The sequence below is a fragment of the Lentzea sokolovensis genome (assembly GCF_033949975.1).
Lineage (GTDB): Bacteria > Actinomycetota > Actinomycetes > Mycobacteriales > Pseudonocardiaceae > Lentzea > Lentzea sokolovensis.
The window spans coordinates 887,104-903,445 of the sequence record NZ_JAXAVU010000001.1 but is presented as its reverse complement, the minus strand read 5'-3'; the positions used below and the strand labels follow the sequence as shown (position 1 = coordinate 903,445).

The window sequence follows — 16,342 nt, the reverse complement described above, 5'->3', positions numbered from 1 at the left end:
GTCCACTGGGGACAACGCGCTAGGGTGCCGCGCCATGGAGCTCCGGGCGCTGCTCGACCGCATGGACGACGACCGCTTCCGGCTCGAGGCCGAGGAGTTCGTGCGCGAGCAGGGGATCACGACGTTCGGCGGGCTGATCGAGCTGATCACCACCTCCCAGGACGGTCAGGTCGTGCGACAGGGTTACCGCGTGTTCTCCCTGGTGAAGGCGGACGACGAGACCTACCTCGACGCGTTGCGGCACCCTCATCACGGGATCCGCCGGGCGGCCGCGAGCATGTTCCGGGGCGAGACGGCGCTCAAGCACGCGGCGACACTCCTGCCCGTTCTCGCCGACGAGGACCACTACGTGCAACGGGAAGCGCTGTGGGCGTTCGGGACCATGGGACCGGATGTGTTGCCGTTGCTGCAAGAAACCCGCCGCACGGCCAAAGGCGCGTTGCGCAGGGGCGCGTTGATCGGCATCGCGGAGGTCGCCGGACCGGACGCGTTCTCGCCGGAGGACCGCGAGGTGGTCGACCGGTTCGTCCGGTTCAAGCTCGACGACGACCTGTACAGCGTCGACGAGATGCACCTCTGCGGCGGCTGGTACGCGATCAGGACCGAGAACCAGGCGGCGGTGCTGGAGGTCTGCGGGCTGCGGGACCCGGTGCCGGTGACCAAGGTGCTGGGCGCGCAGGCCTGGAACAACGACCACCACGCGTGGACCAAGGACGACGAGCACGTCCGCTGCGCCAGGGTGTACGTCACGGGCTCGTGGGACGGCTGGACGCTGGTGTTCGGGGAGCCGTTCGAGCACGCGACCCGTCCGGTCACCGAGATCTGCGCGGTGCTGAGCGCTGTGTTCGGCGAGGCGCACTACTACGGCATGAGCTGCGGCGACGGCTGGACGGCGTGGTGCGTCGCGGAACAGGGCGAGATCGTCCGCTACTACGACGCGTTCAAGCCGGAGGACCAGGTCGGTGAGCTCGACGTGGAGGACGGCCGTGGCCTGCCGCACGACACCAGCGACGAGAACGACGACCTGGACGACATCTGGGCCACCGAGATCGCCGAGGAGCTGTCGGTCAACCCCGGCTACTTCGAGGGCGACGTCGAGGGGCATGGCGTGCTCGCGCTGACCGAATGCGGCCGCACGCACGGTTCTCCCAAGGGCTACCTGCAGGTCATCAGCTAGGCCTGGATGACCGGCACCTCCAACGCGCGCACGGTCTCGTTGTCCGCGTCCGTGATCACGCCGGCGACCTCGGCGAACGGCAGCACGGAGAACCGCGACGCCGTGCCGATCTTCTCCGAACTGGCCAGCACGTAGGTGTCCGCGGCCTGATGGGCGAGCGCGCGCTTCATCGCGGCCTCGTCCGCGTCACCGGTCGTGAGTCCTGCTTCGGGGTGCACGCCCGTGACGCCGACGAAGAAGAGGTCGGCGTGCACGCCCCGTGCGGCCTCCACGGCAGCGGCACCGCACGCGACCATCGAGTGCTTGAAGAGCCGCCCGCCGATGACGTAGACCTCCACGTCCCGGTGCTCCTCCAACGCGCTCGCGATCGTCGGACTGTGCGTGACGACCGTGGCCTGCAGATCGAGCGGTAGCGCGCGCACGACGGCGAGGGTGGTCGTGCCGCCATCGAGGATCACGGTGCTGCCCGGTTCGATCAACGCGGCCGCCGCTCGTGCGACCCGTTGCTTGCCATCGACCTGCACGCTCTGACGCGTGGCGTAGTCGGCGATGGCGGGGGATACGGGCAGTGCGCCGCCGTACACACGTTGGCAGAGCCCCGCCGCCGCCATGTCGCGCAGGTCGCGGCGGATCGTGTCCTCCGAGATGCCGACTTCGGCGGCGAGGTCCTTGGCGACGATCCGGCCGTCCGTGCGCAGTCGTTCGAGCAGCAGGTCACGGCGTTGGGCAGCCAACATGCACGTTTCTCCTTGTTTTTGCCGAGTCTTGCACATTATGGTCGGTCGCATGCTGATTCTGATCGCAGGGCCCTACCGATCCGGCACCGGGGACGACCCCGCACTCCTGGCGCGCAACCTCGAACGGCTGGAGGAGGCCGCGTGGCCGATCTTCCGCAGCGGCCACGTGCCGATGATCGGCGAGTGGGTCGCGCTGCCCGTGCTGCGCGGCGCCGGGGGAAGTTCGCCGGCCGACCCGATCGCGTCCGAGATCATGTACCCGACCGCGCAACGGCTGCTGGAACGCTGCGAGGCGGTGCTGCGGTTGCCCGGTGAGTCGACCGGCGCGGACGAGGACGTGCGGATCGCCCGCGAGCGCGGACTGCCGGTCTACCGCCGGGTCGAGGACATCCCCGGCTACCGCGCGGCCTGATCTGGATCGAGGACGGCGAGATCGTCTCCGCTGACCCGGCGCGCCCGCCGGTGACCGGCCTCGACTGGACACAGCGGACACGTTGGCGCGCAAGGAGATCTACGTCAGCACCGCGACGGGAAGCGGGTGGTCCAACCGCGAGCGGCAGCGACGAACTCGCGCATCCGGCCGTGGTCCTTCACACCACGGCTCGACTCGATGCCGCTGGACACGTCGACACCCCACGGCCGAGCAACGCTGATCGCCCCGGCCACCGTCTCCGGAGACAGCCCGCCCGCCAGCAACCACGTGCCGGTGGGCGGGTTGTCGGCGAGCCGCGTGATGTCCCACTGCTCACCGGACCCGGCGACGGGGGAGTCGATCAGCAGCAGCTCCTCGCCGAACGCCCCGGTGCGCACGTCGGTGTCCGGTCCGAGCGCCGTCGCCCGAACCAGTCCGAACGGCAGATCCGCCAACTCGTCGAAGGCCTCACGCGGGTAGTCACCGTGCAACTGCAACGCCCGCACGCCCGTCTTCAGCGCCAGCTCACCGGCTTCCGCAGCGCCGATCCCGCGCACCACGGCGACGGTCAGGACATCAGCGGGCACCTCCGCCACGAGCCGGGACGCCAGGTCGACGTCGATCTGGCGGGGACTGCTCGTCAGCACGAAACCGACGGCGTCAGCCCCGGCCTCGACCGCCACGGCGACATCGGACTCGGTGCGCAGACCACAAAGCTTCACGAACACACCACTGACCCTAGTGGTGTGTCCACGGACGCACTGTCACGCAGCTAACAGTCACAAGCAGAAGCGCTGCCCGGTCCTACTTAATGGAAGAGACGGGCAACGGAGGCCGCGATGACTGAACAACAGATCGCAACGTCAGTGCTGGTGATCGGAAGCGGGGGCGCGGGACTGCGCGCCGCCATCGAACTGGCCGAACGCGGAGTCGACGTGCTGGTCGTCGGCAAGCGCCCCAAGAACGACGCGCACACCGCCCTCGCCGCCGGCGGCATCAACGCGGCGCTGGCGACGATGGACCCTGCCGACACGTGGCAGCAGCACGCGGCGGACACCATCAAGGAGAGCTATCTCCTGGCCAACCCGGAGATCGTGCGGGTCGTGGCCGAGCAGGCGCCGCGCGGCATCGAGGACCTCGAACGCTGGGGCATGCCGTTCGCGCGGGAGACCGACGGGCGCATCTCGCAGCGGTTCTTCGGCGCGCACACGTTCCGCCGCACGTCGTTCGCGGGCGACTACACCGGGCTGGAGATCCAGCGCACGCTCGTGAACCGGGCCACGCAGCTCAACGTCCCGATCCACGACTCCTGCTACATCACGCGGATCCTGGTGCGCGACAACGTGGTGTTCGGCGCGTACGGGTTCGACCTGAACACCGGCAAGCGATACGTGTTCCACGCGGACGTCGTCATCCTCGCCGCGGGCGGGCACACCCGGATCTGGCGCCGCACGTCGAGCCGCCGCGACGAGAACACCGGCGACTCGTTCCGCCTGGCCGTGCTCGCGGGCGGCCGGATCCGCGACCCCGAACTGGTGCAGTTCCACCCGTCCGGCCTGCTCGAACCGGAGAACGCGGCCGGCACGCTGGTGTCGGAGGCCGCGCGCGGCGAGGGCGGCATCCTCACCAACGCCCGAGGTGAGCGGTTCATGGCCCGCTACGACCCGCGGCGCATGGAACTGTCCACACGGGACAGGGTGGCGCTCGCCGCGTACACCGAGATCAAGGAAGGCCGCGGCACCCCGAACGGCGGCGTGTGGCTGGACGTGTCGCACCTGCCACGCGAGCAGATCATGCGACGCCTGCCGAGGGTGTACCAGACGCTGCTCGAACTGCAGATGAAGGACATCACCCAGGAAGCCGTCGAAATCGCGCCGACCGCGCACTACTCGATGGGCGGCGTGTGGGTGTCACCCGCGGACCACTCGACGGGCGTCGACGGCCTGTACGCGATCGGTGAGGCGTCCAGCGGCCTGCACGGCGCGAACCGCCTCGGCGGCAACTCGCTCATCGAACTCCTGGTGTACGGCCGGATCGTCGGCGAGGCGGCGGCCGAGTACTCGGCTTCCCTGGACGCGCAACGGCGTTCGCACACCGCGCTCGGCGAAGCGAGGTCCGAAGTGGACGGACTGCTCGCCGCCGACGGCCCGGAGAACGTCCGTGCCCTGCAACGCGCGCTGCGCAACACGATGACCGAGCACGCGGGTGTCGTTCGTGACGAAGCCGGACTGCGCAAGGGACTCGCGGAACTGGACGAGCTGGAGGAACGCATCCGCAACGTCGGCGTGCACCCCGACCTCGCCGGTTTCCAGGACCTCGCGCACGCCTTCGATCTGTTGGCGTCGGCGCTCTCCGCCCGCGCGACCCTGGAGTGCGCCCTCGAACGCCGCGAGACGCGTGGCTGCCACAACCGTTCGGACTTCCCGGACATCGATCCCGCGCAGCAGGTGAACCTCGTCTGGGCGGGCCCCGGCCGGGTCGACCGCGAGGTGATCTCCGCGGTGCCGGAGGAGATCACGTCGCTCATGAGGGACGTCGACACGGCCGGCAAACTGGTCGAGTGAGAACGAGGGGCGGGGAGCGGTCCCCGCCCCTCGCGTTCGTCACGGCCGGGGTGCCCTGAGGTGCTTGCGCGCCTCCAGTTCGTCCGCCTCCACGACGGTCAGCATCGGCTGGCCGGGCGCGCAGAACATCGTGACGACGAAGGCGGATTCCTCGTCGGCCAGGTGGTTGCCGTCCTGGTAGTGGATGACGTCGCCGCCCGGCTCCCAGAACGTCCCGCCCGCGCGGACGACCCGCTCCGGCTCGCCTTCCAGTTCGAAGACGATGGCGCCCTTGACGACGTAGCCGTACGCGGGACCGGAATGGCGGTGCGGCGGCGCTCCGGGACTCGACGGCGGCAGCGTCACGAAGATGGTCATGGCCTCGGCGCCGTCCGGGATCTGGGGTGCTCCCGGCACGGTGCCGATGACCTCGATCTTCGGCGGCGGCCCGCTCTTGTCGGGGTTGTCCAGCTGGTGCGTGTGTTCGTGGCTCATACCAGTGAAGACCGGACACGCCGCCGATCTGTGACAGCGCCTAGACCTGGTGAGCGAGCCTGGTCCGCAGCGCGTCCGCCTCCGGTGAGTGCAACGCGTCCCACTCCTCGACGGCCTGCTCCCACGTCTCGCGCGCCTCGTCGTGATTGCCCATGGCCTCGTGGGTCTCGCCGAGGTGGGTCAACGCCTCGGCGAGCATGTACCGGTCACCCGCGTTCTCGGCGATGCCGATCGCCGTCTGGAAGTGCTGCACCGCCTCCGCGTGGTTGCCGCGGTGGTGCTCGACGTACCCCAGTGTGTCCAACCTGCCGGCACTCGCGACCTCACCGGCCGCGATCGCCTGTTCGGCCCGCACCAGCGCCTCGTCGAACTCGCCGAGCATCGTGAGGCACCAGGCGACTCCGTTCAACGCGTCCGCCTCGGCGGAGCTGTTGCCGGATTCCTGGAAGCACGCGAGCGCGTTCGACACGAGGTCCAGCGCCTCGCGGTGGCCGCCCTGCACGCTGACGAGCCGGGCCAGGCCGAAGTAGGTGTAGCCGAGCGCGTCCGCGTCGCCGGAGACGAGGTCGACCTCCAGCGCCTGGTCCAGCAACACCCGCGCCTCGGCGTGACGGCCCGCCCTGGTGTGCACCCGCGCGATCAGCTTCCACAAGGCGACGAGTTGCCCTTGGTCCCGGGTGAGCGCGATCGCCCGGTGCAGGATGTCGACGTTGGCGGACAACCGGCCGCCGACGTCGAGGAAGTTCGCGATGGCCCGGACCGTCGCGACCACCTCCCGCGGGAATCCGTGATCGGACCGCACGATCGCCAGCAGGGCGGGTGTCTCGGTCTTCAGCCACGACCTGGCGGCGGTGACGTCGGCGTAGGCGACGGCCACCACTCCGTCCGGCAGTGTCGGCTCCGCCAGCCTGCCGGGGTGTTCTTTGGCACGGGCGTGCTCCGCGTTGTACCGGTAGTGCGCCACGAGCCGATAGAGGGCGTCGTGCCGTTCGTCTGGCTGGACCTGCTCGGCCGCGTAGGCGCGCAACAGGTCGTGGAACTCGAAACGCCCCGGCGTGCGTTCCACGATCAGGTGGGCGCGGGTGAGCTCCTGCATCACCCGCCGCGCCGACGTCAGCCCCGTGACGCTGGCGGCCGCCGCGAGGGAGATCTCGGTGCCGGGGTGCAGGCCGAGCAACCGGAACGCCCTGGCCGCCGCAGGGCTCAGCGCCAGGTAGGAGCAGGCGAACACGGCCCGCAGGTCCGTCGCCTCGTCCCCGCTGCCGAACCCGTCCAGACCGCCCAGCTCCGCGGCGTAGGCCGTCAGCGAGAACGACGTGTGCGCGGCCCGTGCGGCCACGACGGCCAGCGCGAGCGGCAGCCCCGCGCACCGGTCGATGATCTCCGCGACGGCGGCGGGCTCCGCGTCCACCCGCTCGGCGCCGAGGCGGTCGGCCAGCAGCGCGTGCGCCTCCTCCCGGCTGAGCAACGCGAGCGGCAGGCTGCGGGCGTTGGTCGTCGCGATCAGCCCGGTGAGGTCGTGGCGGCTCGTGACGACCACGAGGCTGCCCGGCGTGCCCGGCAGCAGCGGACGGACCTGGGCGGCGTCGCGGGCGTTGTCGAGCACGACCAGCATCGCGCGGCCCGCCATCAGCGTCCGGAACTTCGCGGCCTGCGCCTCCACGTCGTCGGGGACGCTGCGGGACGGCACGTTCAGGGCCTCCAGGAACGCCCGCAACGCCTCGCCGGGTGCCATGACCGCGCCGCTGGGGTCGAAACCGCGCAGGTCCGCGTACAGCTGGCCGTCGGGGAAGCGGTCGGCCACCCGATGCGCCCAGTGCAGCGCGAGGGTCGTCTTGCCGATCCCGGCCGTTCCCGAGATCGCGCTGATCACGACGGTCGACGTCGCGCCGCCGTCAAGGACCGCGTCGAGCCGGCCGAGCGCGTCGCCGCGGCCGACGAAGCCCGCGAGTTCGGGTGGCAGCTGGCGGGGCGTCGGCGCGGGTTCGGCACTGGCGGCGGAGAGCAGGTCCTCCTGCTCCTGGGGCCGCAGCGCCAGCGCGGCCGCGAGCTGCCGGACGGAGGCGAGCTGCGGGTTGCGGCGCTTGCCGGTCTCCATGCCGCGGATGGTGCTGACCGAGATCCCCGACCGTTCGGCGAGGGCCTCCTGGGTGAGGCCCGCACGGAGCCGGAAACGCCGGACAGCCCCGGCGAACTCATCAGTCACGAACATTTCGTACCAGGTCTTGGCGATCTTGCGCGCTCGTTTCGGGGTGAGTCGAAACGTCGCCGGCAGGTCAGGTCAGACGCTTCTCCAGCAGCGACGCCTCCTCGGTGCGTCCCTGCTGCCGGTACAGCTCCAGCGCCTCCTCCCACGCCGAACGCGCCTCGGCCCGTTCCCGCACGGCGAAGTGCGAGTCACCGAGCCGTTCGAGGGTGTCGGCCGTTTCCACGACGTTGCCGAGAACCCGGTACAGCGCAACGGCTTCCTGGTAGTGGCCGATGGCTTCGGCGTACGTGCCGCGCTGGTGTTCGGTGAACCCGAGGCTGTCCAGCGTCTGCGCCTGGCCGGCCAGGTCCTCGATGCGCCGGTACAACGCCAGGGCGGTGTGACAGTGCTCCAACGCGGCGTCGTGTTCGCCGAGACGGGCGTGGAACCAGCCGACGGCGTTGAGCGCGTTGCCCTCCCAGGCTGCTTGGCCGATGGAGCGGTACACCGTGAGGGCCTGCCGGGCGTGATCCAGTGCCTTGCGGTCTTCGCCTTCGCGTTCCCAGGCGGAGGCGAGGGTGTAGTGGGCGTGGCCCTGATGTGGTGCGTCGCCCTGTTCCTCCGCCAGTTCGAGGGCGCGTTGCATGTGCGCGATCGCCTCCTCGTTGTGACCGAGCACGACGAGTGCGCGGCCCAGCAGGCGCAGGGCGAGCGCCAGGGAGAGCGGGTCGAGATGGGCCGCGGAGGCGGCGCCGGTTCGCCAGGCGGACAGCTGGTCGTGCCGGTGCCCTTGGCGGTAGTGGAAGTTGTTGAGTCCCCAGGCGATCTCCCACGCCCTCGCGTGGTGCCCGCGTTCTGCCGCGACGCGCTGCGCTGCCAGGAGGTTGGCGTGCTCGGCGATGAACCACGTCATGGCCGTGCCGATGTCGGGCATCGGCAGCGGAGTGGCTCCCGAAGGGGCGAGATCGATGAGGTGGCGGTGGGTCTCCACGACGGTGTCGGCGGCGGCCGCGGTGTGTGCGTAGAAGCCCAGCAGGCGTTGCAGCGCATCGGAAGTGTCACCGGCCAGGTCGGCGGCGTAGCGCCGGATCAGGTCGTGCATGCGATAGCGGCCGTTCGCGTCCTGGACGACGAGCGAGGCTTGTGTCAGGGCGCGCAGCACGGTCCGGGTGCGGTGCTCACCGAGTCCCGTCAGCCTCATGGCCGCGGGCAGGCTGATGTCCGGGCCTGGTGCGATCGCGAGCAACGAGAACACCTCGGCCTGCTCGGCCGTCAGCGCGCGGTGCGAGGACGACAGCACGGCGGGCAGGCTCGCGGCCGGGTCGATGTCGTCGAGCGCGTCCAGCGTGCTCTCGCGCAGTTCGAGGGCCAGCGCGGCCAGTGTCAGGTGCGGCTGCACGCACGCCCGGCCCGCGACGATGCTCAGCGCCAGCGGGAACCCGCCGCACCGGCCGATCAGCTCGGCGGCGGCGTCCGGCTCGGCCTCGACCCGCGCGGAACCGAGCCGGGCAGTCAGCACGCTGGAGGCCTCGTCCGCGGTGAGCGTGCCGACGGACATGTGGTGCGCGCCGTGTCCCGTGATCAGCCCGGTGAGCGTGCTGCGGCTGGTGACGACGACCGCGCACGTGCCGGTGCCCGGCAGCAGCGGCACGACCTGGGCGGTGTCGGCGGCGTTGTCCAGCACCAGCAGCACGCGGCGGTCCGCGACCAGGCCGCGGAACATCGCCGCCTGCGCGTGCGGGTCGGCCGGGAGGCGGCTCGGCTCGACGCCCAGCGCGTCGAGGAACCCGCGCACGGCCGCCGCGGGATCCATCGGCGCGCTGCCGGGGCTGAACCCGCGCAGGTCGACGAAGAGCTGGCCGTCGGGGAACCGCGCGGCGTTGCGGTGCGCCCAGTGCAACGCGAGCCACGACTTGCCGATCCCGCCCGCGCCGGAGATGACGGAGATTCCCGCGGTGCCGACCTGGTCGAGCACGTCCTGCCGTCCCGCGAACGGCGCGGGCGGCGCGGGCAGCTGGCGCGGCACGGGCGTCGCCGCCACCGGCCGCCCGGTCGCCGCCGCCAGCAGTTCGTCCTGCTCGCCGTCGGTCAGCCCGAGCGCGGCTGCGAGCTGCCGCACCGACGTGAGCTGCGGGTTTCGGCGCTTGCCGGTCTCCATGCCGCGGATCGTGCTGACCGAGACGCCGGACCGTTGTGCGAGCGCCTCCTGGGTGAGCCCCGCCCGCAGCCGGAACCGCCGCATCACCGTCGCGAACTGATCTGCCACGGGCACGTTCCTATCAGGCGTCAGACAGCGAGTCCCAGGCCCGCCACCACCTTCGTCGTCACCGAGGTGGTGCCGATGACCTGGCCCCGCTTCAGGCCCCACGCGTCCTTCGCCAGCACCGTGCGGGAACCGAGGTACTCGCCGGTGGTCTGATCGATGACGATCTGCTCGGTCGTCTCGTTCTCGGTGACGCCGAGCGCGGTGCCGCTGCGGCTGTCGATCACGGCCGCCTCCTCGACGATCTCCAGCCTCGGCAGGTAGGTCAGGGCCTTGTAGACCGAGGCGCGCACCTGTGCCGGGTACACGCCGGTGTCCAGGCCGTCGTTGATCATCTGCAGGAAGGTCAGGCCCTCGTCGCCCGCCACCTCGTCGCGGAGCTTTCCGTACAGCTCACGCGGGTCGAGAGGAAGAGAGGCGAGGTACTCGGGCGACGGGTCGCGGAAGCTGGGCTTGATCTCGTCGTGCAACGCGGGCCCGCCGACGGAGGTGAACTCGCCGTCGGTGTGCAGGTTCTCGGGCACGTCCCGCGCGTTGGCCGCCTCCGACCCGATCAGCCACTGCCTCTCGCCGGTCTTGGTGTGCCGGTAGAGCCATGTGCCCGTGCGGTCGGACGGGATCCACGTCTGCAGCGTCTGGTCCTGCAGGTACATCCACCTGTGCCCGGCGTCGGACACCGACCAGCGGGCGTACTGCAGCACCTGGAGGGCCTGGCCCGGCTGCAGCTTCGCGTCACCGGTGTGCGTCGCGGCCTGGTGGAGCAGTTCGGCCGCGGCGGCGCTGCCCACGCTCGGGCCCTTGTCGCGCGACATCATCGACGGCGCGATCAGGGCGGCGCCCGCGATCACGACCATCGCGGCGGCCGCGGCCACCACCGGGATCCGGCGCCGGCGGCGTGGTGCGAGCGCGACGACCTCGCCGGACTCCTCCGAGTCGATCCGGGCGAGCAGCGCCGCGCGGCCCCGGTCGAACGCGTCGTCGCTCATCGGGGCGACGTCCGACATCGCCCACTTGACCGTCTCGTCCTCGACCTGACGCGTCACGTCACGCATCGTCGTCACCCTCCTGTCCGTTGATCTTCGCCCGCAGCTTGGCGCGTGCCCGGAACAACCGGGTCCGCACCGTCGCCACCGGCGTCTCGGTCACCTCGGCGACCTCGGCCGCGCTCAGATCGGCCCACGCCACCATCAGCAGCACGTCCCGTTCCTCCGGCCGCAGGTCCGCGAGCGTCTCGCCCAGGTCGCTCAGCAGCGACTTGGCGTCCACCACCGCCGCCGTGCGGTCGTCGACGCGGTCGGTCACCGCGCGCCTGCCGTGGTCGCGCGCCCAGGCCCGCAGGCGTCTGCCCTCGGAGCGCACGTGCTGGCGCAGCAGGTTCGTCCCGATCCCGAACAGCCACGCCTTGACGCTCGCGCGGGCCGGGTCGAAGCTCTCACGGCGTTCCCAGGCGATGAGGAACGCCTCGGACACCAGGTCGTCCGCGATCGCGGCGTCCACCCGCAGCGCCAGGTAGCGGTGCAGATCGCGGGCGTGCCGGTCGTACAGCTCGACCCAGGCGTCCCTGTCCAGAGGCTTCGTCACCCCCGGCCCTCCTGTTCGCGCCGGCGGCGCTGTCTCGGTGCTCACGGAAACTATTGGCCGATCGGTGCCGGCGCATTCCCGGCCGGACGGTGTGACCTGCCTCGCCTGATCATCGGCAGCTCCACGAACCGGTGGGTCAGATCGGCGATCCCGATCGCCACCACGGACGTCAACAGCGCCATGACCAGGCCTGATGTGCCCGCGAGCAGCACGATCGAGTGCGCGATCGACTGCACCAGGTAGATCGAGTACGACCGCTCGCCGAGCCACACCATCGGGCGAGCCGACAGCAGCCGTTGCGCCCACCCCGGCGCCAGCAGCGCGGGCAGCATCAGCCCCACGGCGACCGCGTAGATCGGCACCACCGACACGAAACCGGGGATCGCGCCGTCCAGCGCGCCGGAGATGTACGGCACCGACAGATGCACGCCGAGGAACAGCAGGATCACCCACGGCGTCATGAACGGCCTGATCAACGCGAACCCCCGCTTGTTGTTCATCACCAAAGCCAGCGCACAGCCGACGAGCACGGTGAAGTAGTGCACCGACCAGCCCTTGGGGTCGGAAGACACGGTGAACGGCACCACGGCCAACGCGAGCGCCATCAGTCCGACGGTCACCGCCGGACGCCAACGGGGCAACAACGCGAACGCCAGCAACGGCCACACGAGGTAGAACTTCTGTTCCACGCCAAGGGACCACGACTGCCCGTACGCGCCGCCGTGCCCGAACTCGTTGAGGAACGTCAGGTACAGAGGGAAGTCACGGCCGAGCGGGTTCTGCCAGAACTGCCCGGCGATCAGCAGGCCCGCCGCGGTGACGAGCAGGACCACGAAGTAGACCGGCAGGATGCGGAAAGCCCTGCGACGGTAGAACTCCTTCAGGTTGATCCGGCCGTCGCGCGCCTGTTCGCGCAGCAGCAACGTGGTGATCAGGAACCCGGACAGCACGAAGAAGATCTGGACCCCGAGCCATCCCTGCAGGAAGCCCGGCCCGCCGTAGTGGAAGAACACGACCATCAACGCGGCGATGGCACGCACGCCGTCCAGCGCGGGAAAGCGCTTCAGCGCAAGGAACTGCTCGTGGGTCATGGCTCTTCTTGGTCGATGATCCTCTGAGCGTTCCCATGAGGACTGTCACAGTCCCGTTGGTGAAACGCAGATCCGCGGTCCGGCCAAGAAGTAGTCGTGAACGAGATGCTGTTGATCAGAGGGCTCGCCGACGAGGTCCCCCCGATGTCCGCCGGCGCGTTCGAGTCCGGCAGGAGACGACTGCTGACGCGGCACCGCTGGGTGGCCGCACGCAAGGTCGTGCGCGTGCTGTGGTTCGTGGCACTGTCCGCGCTGCCGATCTCCTTGATGGGCATGGGTTTCTACTTCCTGGACCTGCAGGTCTACCGCACCGGCGGGGTGGCCTGGCTGCAGGGACAGGCGCTCTACGTCGGCTTCCCCGGCTCGCTGGACGGCCCGAGGCTGCCGTTCACCTACCCGCCGATCGCCGCGGTGCTGTTCAGCGGCCTGACGTTCCTGCCGGTGTGGGCGGCGAACTCGCTCGTGGTCGTGGTGAACTTCCTGTGCCTGTCGGTGGTGAGCGTTCTCGTCACCGCACGCCTCACCCAGCGTTCGAACGTCGTGTGGACCGTCGGGCCCGCGGTCGCGATCCTCGCCGTGGCACTGGAACCGGTGATCTCGACGCTCCTCTTCGGACAGATCAACCTGCTGCTGATGGCGCTCGTCGTGGTGGACTGCCTGGCTGTGCGCGACCCGCGGTTCCGGGGCCTGCTGGTCGGGGTGGCCGCCGCGATCAAGCTGACCCCGCTGATCTTCCTGCTGTACTTCCTGGTGCGCAGGGAATGGCGGGCGGCCGCGATGTCGACGGCGGCCTTCGCCGGCCTGGCCGTGCTGGGATTCCTGTTCGCCGCCAAGGACTCCGCCGAGTTCTGGTTTCACGCGCTGCTCGATCCGAGCCGGGCCGGTGGTCTCGCGTACATGGCGAACCAGTCGTTGCGCGGTGTGCTGCACCGGATCAACCCCGGCGAGCACGCGGAGTCGTTGCTGTGGCTGGGATTGTCGCTGATCGTCGTGGCACTCGCGGTCGTGGCCGCGCACGGAGCTCGCCACGAGGTCGCGGCGCTGACCGCGATCGCGACGGCGGGCCTGCTCGTCTCGCCGGTCTCCTGGTCGCACCACTGGGTCTGGTGCGTCCCGGCGTTCCTGGCACTGGGTTTCGCCCGCAGGAGCTGGGCGTGGCCGACGCTCGGCGCGCTGCTGGTGATCTTCCTGGTGCAGCCCTTCACGTGGCTGCCGAGCACCGGCGACAAGGAGATGCTGTGGTCGTGGCAGGAGCACGTCTACGGCGACGCGTACACGTGGGTCGCGATCATCGGCCTGGTGGCGGCGGCGATCACCGCCACCAGGCGGGAGCTCAGCAGCGCTTCACGCGCACCGCGCCGCGGCTGGATTCCACGATCGCGAAGGTGAGCCGGTCGGGGTCCGCGGACCCGAGCGCGACGCGGACCTCGGCGTTGATGTTGATGTTGCGCCGTTCACCGCACGGCGCCCACTGGATCTCGGCCGAGCCCGGGCGGTACTGGATCTGCCAGCTGTCGCTGAACGGCCCGGTGAACGGCCGGCTCACCGTCGCGGTGGGCGAGGTGCCCTGCAGGTAGGTGCTGACCCGGCTCAGTCCGGTCGCGCCCTCCTGGAGGTGCGCGTAGCCCTCGTAGGTGGTTCTCGCCAGGCCGTAGGTGAAGCCTTCCGGCACGTTCACCCGAAGGTTGACCTGGCAGTTCTTGCGCTGGTCGAGCGGGGACGAACCGTTGCCCGCCCGCGCGAGGAAGGTGTGGTAGCCGATCGTGAACGTCCGGCCGTCGGTCTGGACGTCGGCGTCGCCCGCCGGACACCCCGAGCCGTTGACGGTCACGACCTCCAGGACGGGTGCCGGGGCCTCTTGTGCGGGCGCGAGGGCGGATAGGGCGATGAGTGCTGCCGCTGCCGTGGTGAGCATGTGGAACCTCTCCGAGGGGTCCGTGGCGGCGGCAGCACCAGACGCTATGACGAATCGCGGTTCGTCAACTGACGGTCACCTGACGATTCACGGCTTGAACGGCACGAGTTCCTCCTCGACGCCGGGCCTGACCACCACGCACGTCGACTCCGGCACCTCCTGCCAGGCCCCCACCAGGTCGGCCAGCGGTTCGGACACGATGAGCCGCGAGTCGTCGGTGAGGTGGTGCAGCGCCGGGTTGTCCGGGTACTGACGGCGCAACGTCGACACGTCGGTGCTGTGGAACAGGCTCCGTGACTTGCCGCGGCTCGAGTAGCGGAACGCCCAGGTCGTCGAGCCGTCCGTGACCGCGACCGTCATCTGGATCGGGTACTCGACGCCCGCGCGCCTGCCGACGTCCTCGACGAACTCGACCATGCGCGCCACCCCGGCCGGCGGATCCTGCTCCATCCCGAAGCTGACGGCCAGGTAGAACATGATCTCCGAGTCGGTCGACCCCTCGATCAGCGGGAACAGCACGGGGTCGATCGCCAGCATCAGCTCGCGCCGCACCAGCGGGAACTTGGCGATGAGCCCGTTGTGCATCCACAACCAGTTCTGGTGGCGGAACGGGTGGCAGTTCGACCGCTGCACCGCGCCGCCCGTGGAGGCCCGCACGTGCGCGAACACCCGGTCGACGGTGATCTGCGCGGACAGTTCCCGCAGGTTGCGGTCGTTCCACGCCGGCTCGGTGCTCAGGAAGAGGCCGGGCGTGCTCGTGTTGCCGTACCAGCCGATGCCGAACCCGTCGCCGTTCACCGCCGTGGCACCCAGCTTGGCGTGCTTGGACTGCATGACGAGCGAGTTCTCCGGCGCGTAGAGCAGTTCCTCCAGCCGGACCGGAGAACCGGAGTACGCGAGCCACCGGCACATGACGAACCTCCCTATAACCAGGCGTTACATGGGAACACGGACATCATGTGAAATGCGAGGTTTGCGGCGGCGCGCCTTCCTCGGGCAGCATGGCGGGGGTGACGGTCCCTCCCGGCTTACGGCCCCCGCCCTACGAGCAGCCGCGCGGGAACTTCGAGACGATCGAGGTGTACGCGCCTGTCGTGCAGGTGGCGCCCCCGGCGGAACCCTCGCAGGAGCCTGAGGAACGCTCGGACATCGCCGTCATCGGCCCGATCGCCGCGCTCGTGCTCGCCCTGACCATCAGCACGCTGATCCTCGAACACCCGGCCGCCCGCGCCGTCGCCGCCGGCCTGGCCACGATCGGGCTGGTCGTGGCCGTCGCGCTCATGCTGATGAGCAAGAAGCCGAAGCCCGGCAAGCACGTGGCCCGGCACGCCATCGATCCCGAGGCGACGGAGCGGATCAATCCCGGCTGGAGCACGCCCGACCGGCGCCGCTGACGGCCTCCCGCATCACCTGAGGGTCGCGAGACCAGCCTTCGCGAACTTCTCGTCCAGGTCACCGCTGGGCGCGCCGCCGACACCGATGCCCGCGACGGACGTCCCGTCGACCGCCACCGGCACGCCGCCGGCCAGGAACAACGTGCCGGGGATGTCCCGCAGCGTCGCGCCCTGGCCCGTGACGCGGCCGGCGAGCTCCGAGGTCGGCGCGTTGAACGACACCGCGGTGAACGCCTTGCGCCGCGCCGACTCCTCGGTCTGCGGGCCCGCGCCGTCACCGGCCAGCAGCACCACCAGGTCGCCGCTGCGGTCGACGACGGCCACGGTGACGCGCTGGTTCTCCTTCTCCGCCGCGTCGAGGGTGGCCTGAGCGGCCCTGATCGCCGCGTCGACGGTCAGCACCTTCTCGGTGCGGGTGGTGGTGTGCTGGTCGGCCGCCGCGTAGCCGCCGCCGATGCTCAGCACGACCAGGGTGGCGACTGCGATCTTCTTGAGGTTCATGGCTCCCACGATGCGCTGATCAGCGCGATTTTCCCTGGTGGTGAC

At 70.4% G+C, this 16,342-nt stretch carries 16 protein-coding genes; 5 read left to right on the top strand and 11 right to left on the bottom strand.

From position 1 onward, the window contains the following. The first annotated feature begins 34 nt into the window (after nt 1-34). A complete protein-coding gene (locus SK854_RS03755; protein ID WP_319973520.1) occupies nt 35-1,177 on the top strand; it encodes a HEAT repeat domain-containing protein in 1,143 nt (380 codons plus the stop codon). Here SK854_RS03755 and SK854_RS03750 read toward each other — a convergent pair. After that, entirely contained in the window at nt 1,174-1,914 is a 741-nt protein-coding gene (locus tag SK854_RS03750; protein ID WP_319973519.1) for a DeoR/GlpR family DNA-binding transcription regulator, read from the bottom strand. The two genes, SK854_RS03755 and SK854_RS03750, sit on opposite strands and share 4 nt — an antisense overlap. Before the next feature lie 49 nt (nt 1,915-1,963). Between SK854_RS03750 and SK854_RS03745 the strand changes: the two genes are divergently transcribed. Next, on the top strand, nt 1,964-2,326 hold the full coding sequence (locus tag SK854_RS03745; protein WP_319973518.1) for a DUF4406 domain-containing protein: 363 nt from the start codon (nt 1,964-1,966) through the stop codon (nt 2,324-2,326). 104 nt (nt 2,327-2,430) lie between these two features. Here the strand turns inward: SK854_RS03745 and SK854_RS03740 are convergent, their stop codons facing one another. Continuing rightward, nucleotides 2,431-3,054 (bottom strand): phosphoribosylanthranilate isomerase, encoded by a 624-nt coding sequence (locus SK854_RS03740; RefSeq protein WP_319973517.1) that lies wholly within the window; start codon nt 3,052-3,054, stop codon nt 2,431-2,433. Nucleotides 3,055-3,165: 111 nt separating this feature from the next. Here SK854_RS03740 and SK854_RS03735 point away from each other — a divergent pair, with 111 nt between their 5' ends. Continuing rightward, entirely contained in the window at nt 3,166-4,890 is a 1,725-nt protein-coding gene (locus SK854_RS03735) for an L-aspartate oxidase (RefSeq protein WP_319973516.1), read from the top strand. A gap of 39 nt (nt 4,891-4,929) precedes the next feature. Here SK854_RS03735 and SK854_RS03730 read toward each other — a convergent pair whose 3' ends face one another. The 6 genes from SK854_RS03730 to SK854_RS03705 form a co-directional block, all read right to left on the bottom strand. After that, on the bottom strand, nt 4,930-5,364 hold the full coding sequence (locus SK854_RS03730; protein WP_319973515.1) for a cupin domain-containing protein: 435 nt from the start codon (nt 5,362-5,364) through the stop codon (nt 4,930-4,932). A 40-nt stretch (nt 5,365-5,404) separates the two neighbouring features. After that, nucleotides 5,405-7,570, bottom strand: a complete 2,166-nt coding sequence (locus tag SK854_RS03725) for an ATP-binding protein (RefSeq protein WP_319973514.1) — start codon at nt 7,568-7,570, stop codon at nt 5,405-5,407. Between the two features lie 70 nt (nt 7,571-7,640). Then, the gene (locus tag SK854_RS03720; protein ID WP_319973513.1) at nt 7,641-9,818 is read right to left on the bottom strand and encodes an ATP-binding protein; all 2,178 of its coding nucleotides are present in this window, start codon (nt 9,816-9,818) and stop codon (nt 7,641-7,643) included. Nucleotides 9,819-9,838: 20 nt separating this feature from the next. Further along, entirely contained in the window at nt 9,839-10,867 is a 1,029-nt protein-coding gene (locus SK854_RS03715; protein ID WP_319973512.1) for a hypothetical protein, read from the bottom strand. Further along, nucleotides 10,860-11,396 carry an RNA polymerase sigma factor gene (locus tag SK854_RS03710; protein WP_319973511.1) on the bottom strand — a complete coding sequence of 179 codons (537 nt, stop codon included), beginning with the start codon at nt 11,394-11,396 and terminating at the stop codon, nt 10,860-10,862. The genes SK854_RS03715 and SK854_RS03710 overlap by 8 nt, the downstream gene beginning before the upstream one ends. 50 nt (nt 11,397-11,446) lie before the next feature. Beyond that, on the bottom strand, nt 11,447-12,487 hold the full coding sequence (locus SK854_RS03705; RefSeq protein WP_319973510.1) for an acyltransferase family protein: 1,041 nt from the start codon (nt 12,485-12,487) through the stop codon (nt 11,447-11,449). 105 nt (nt 12,488-12,592) lie between these two features. On the opposite strand from SK854_RS03705, the gene SK854_RS03700 reads away from it, so the two are divergent. Then, nucleotides 12,593-13,876, top strand: a complete 1,284-nt coding sequence (locus tag SK854_RS03700) for a glycosyltransferase 87 family protein (protein ID WP_319973714.1) — start codon at nt 12,593-12,595, stop codon at nt 13,874-13,876. Here SK854_RS03700 and SK854_RS03695 read toward each other — a convergent pair. Further along, entirely contained in the window at nt 13,821-14,402 is a 582-nt protein-coding gene (locus SK854_RS03695; RefSeq protein ID WP_319973509.1) for a DUF4360 domain-containing protein, read from the bottom strand. The genes SK854_RS03700 and SK854_RS03695 overlap by 56 nt on opposite strands. A gap of 87 nt (nt 14,403-14,489) precedes the next feature. After that, entirely contained in the window at nt 14,490-15,314 is an 825-nt protein-coding gene (locus SK854_RS03690; RefSeq protein WP_319973508.1) for a class II glutamine amidotransferase, read from the bottom strand. 98 nt (nt 15,315-15,412) lie between these two features. On the opposite strand from SK854_RS03690, the gene SK854_RS03685 reads away from it, so the two are divergent. Beyond that, the gene (locus SK854_RS03685) at nt 15,413-15,796 is read left to right on the top strand and encodes a hypothetical protein (RefSeq protein ID WP_319973507.1); all 384 of its coding nucleotides are present in this window, start codon (nt 15,413-15,415) and stop codon (nt 15,794-15,796) included. A gap of 12 nt (nt 15,797-15,808) precedes the next feature. On the opposite strand, the gene SK854_RS03680 is transcribed toward SK854_RS03685, so the two are convergent. After that, nucleotides 15,809-16,297 carry a GlcG/HbpS family heme-binding protein gene (locus tag SK854_RS03680; RefSeq protein ID WP_319973506.1) on the bottom strand — a complete coding sequence of 163 codons (489 nt, stop codon included), beginning with the start codon at nt 16,295-16,297 and terminating at the stop codon, nt 15,809-15,811. Between the last annotated feature and the right edge of the window lie 45 nt (nt 16,298-16,342).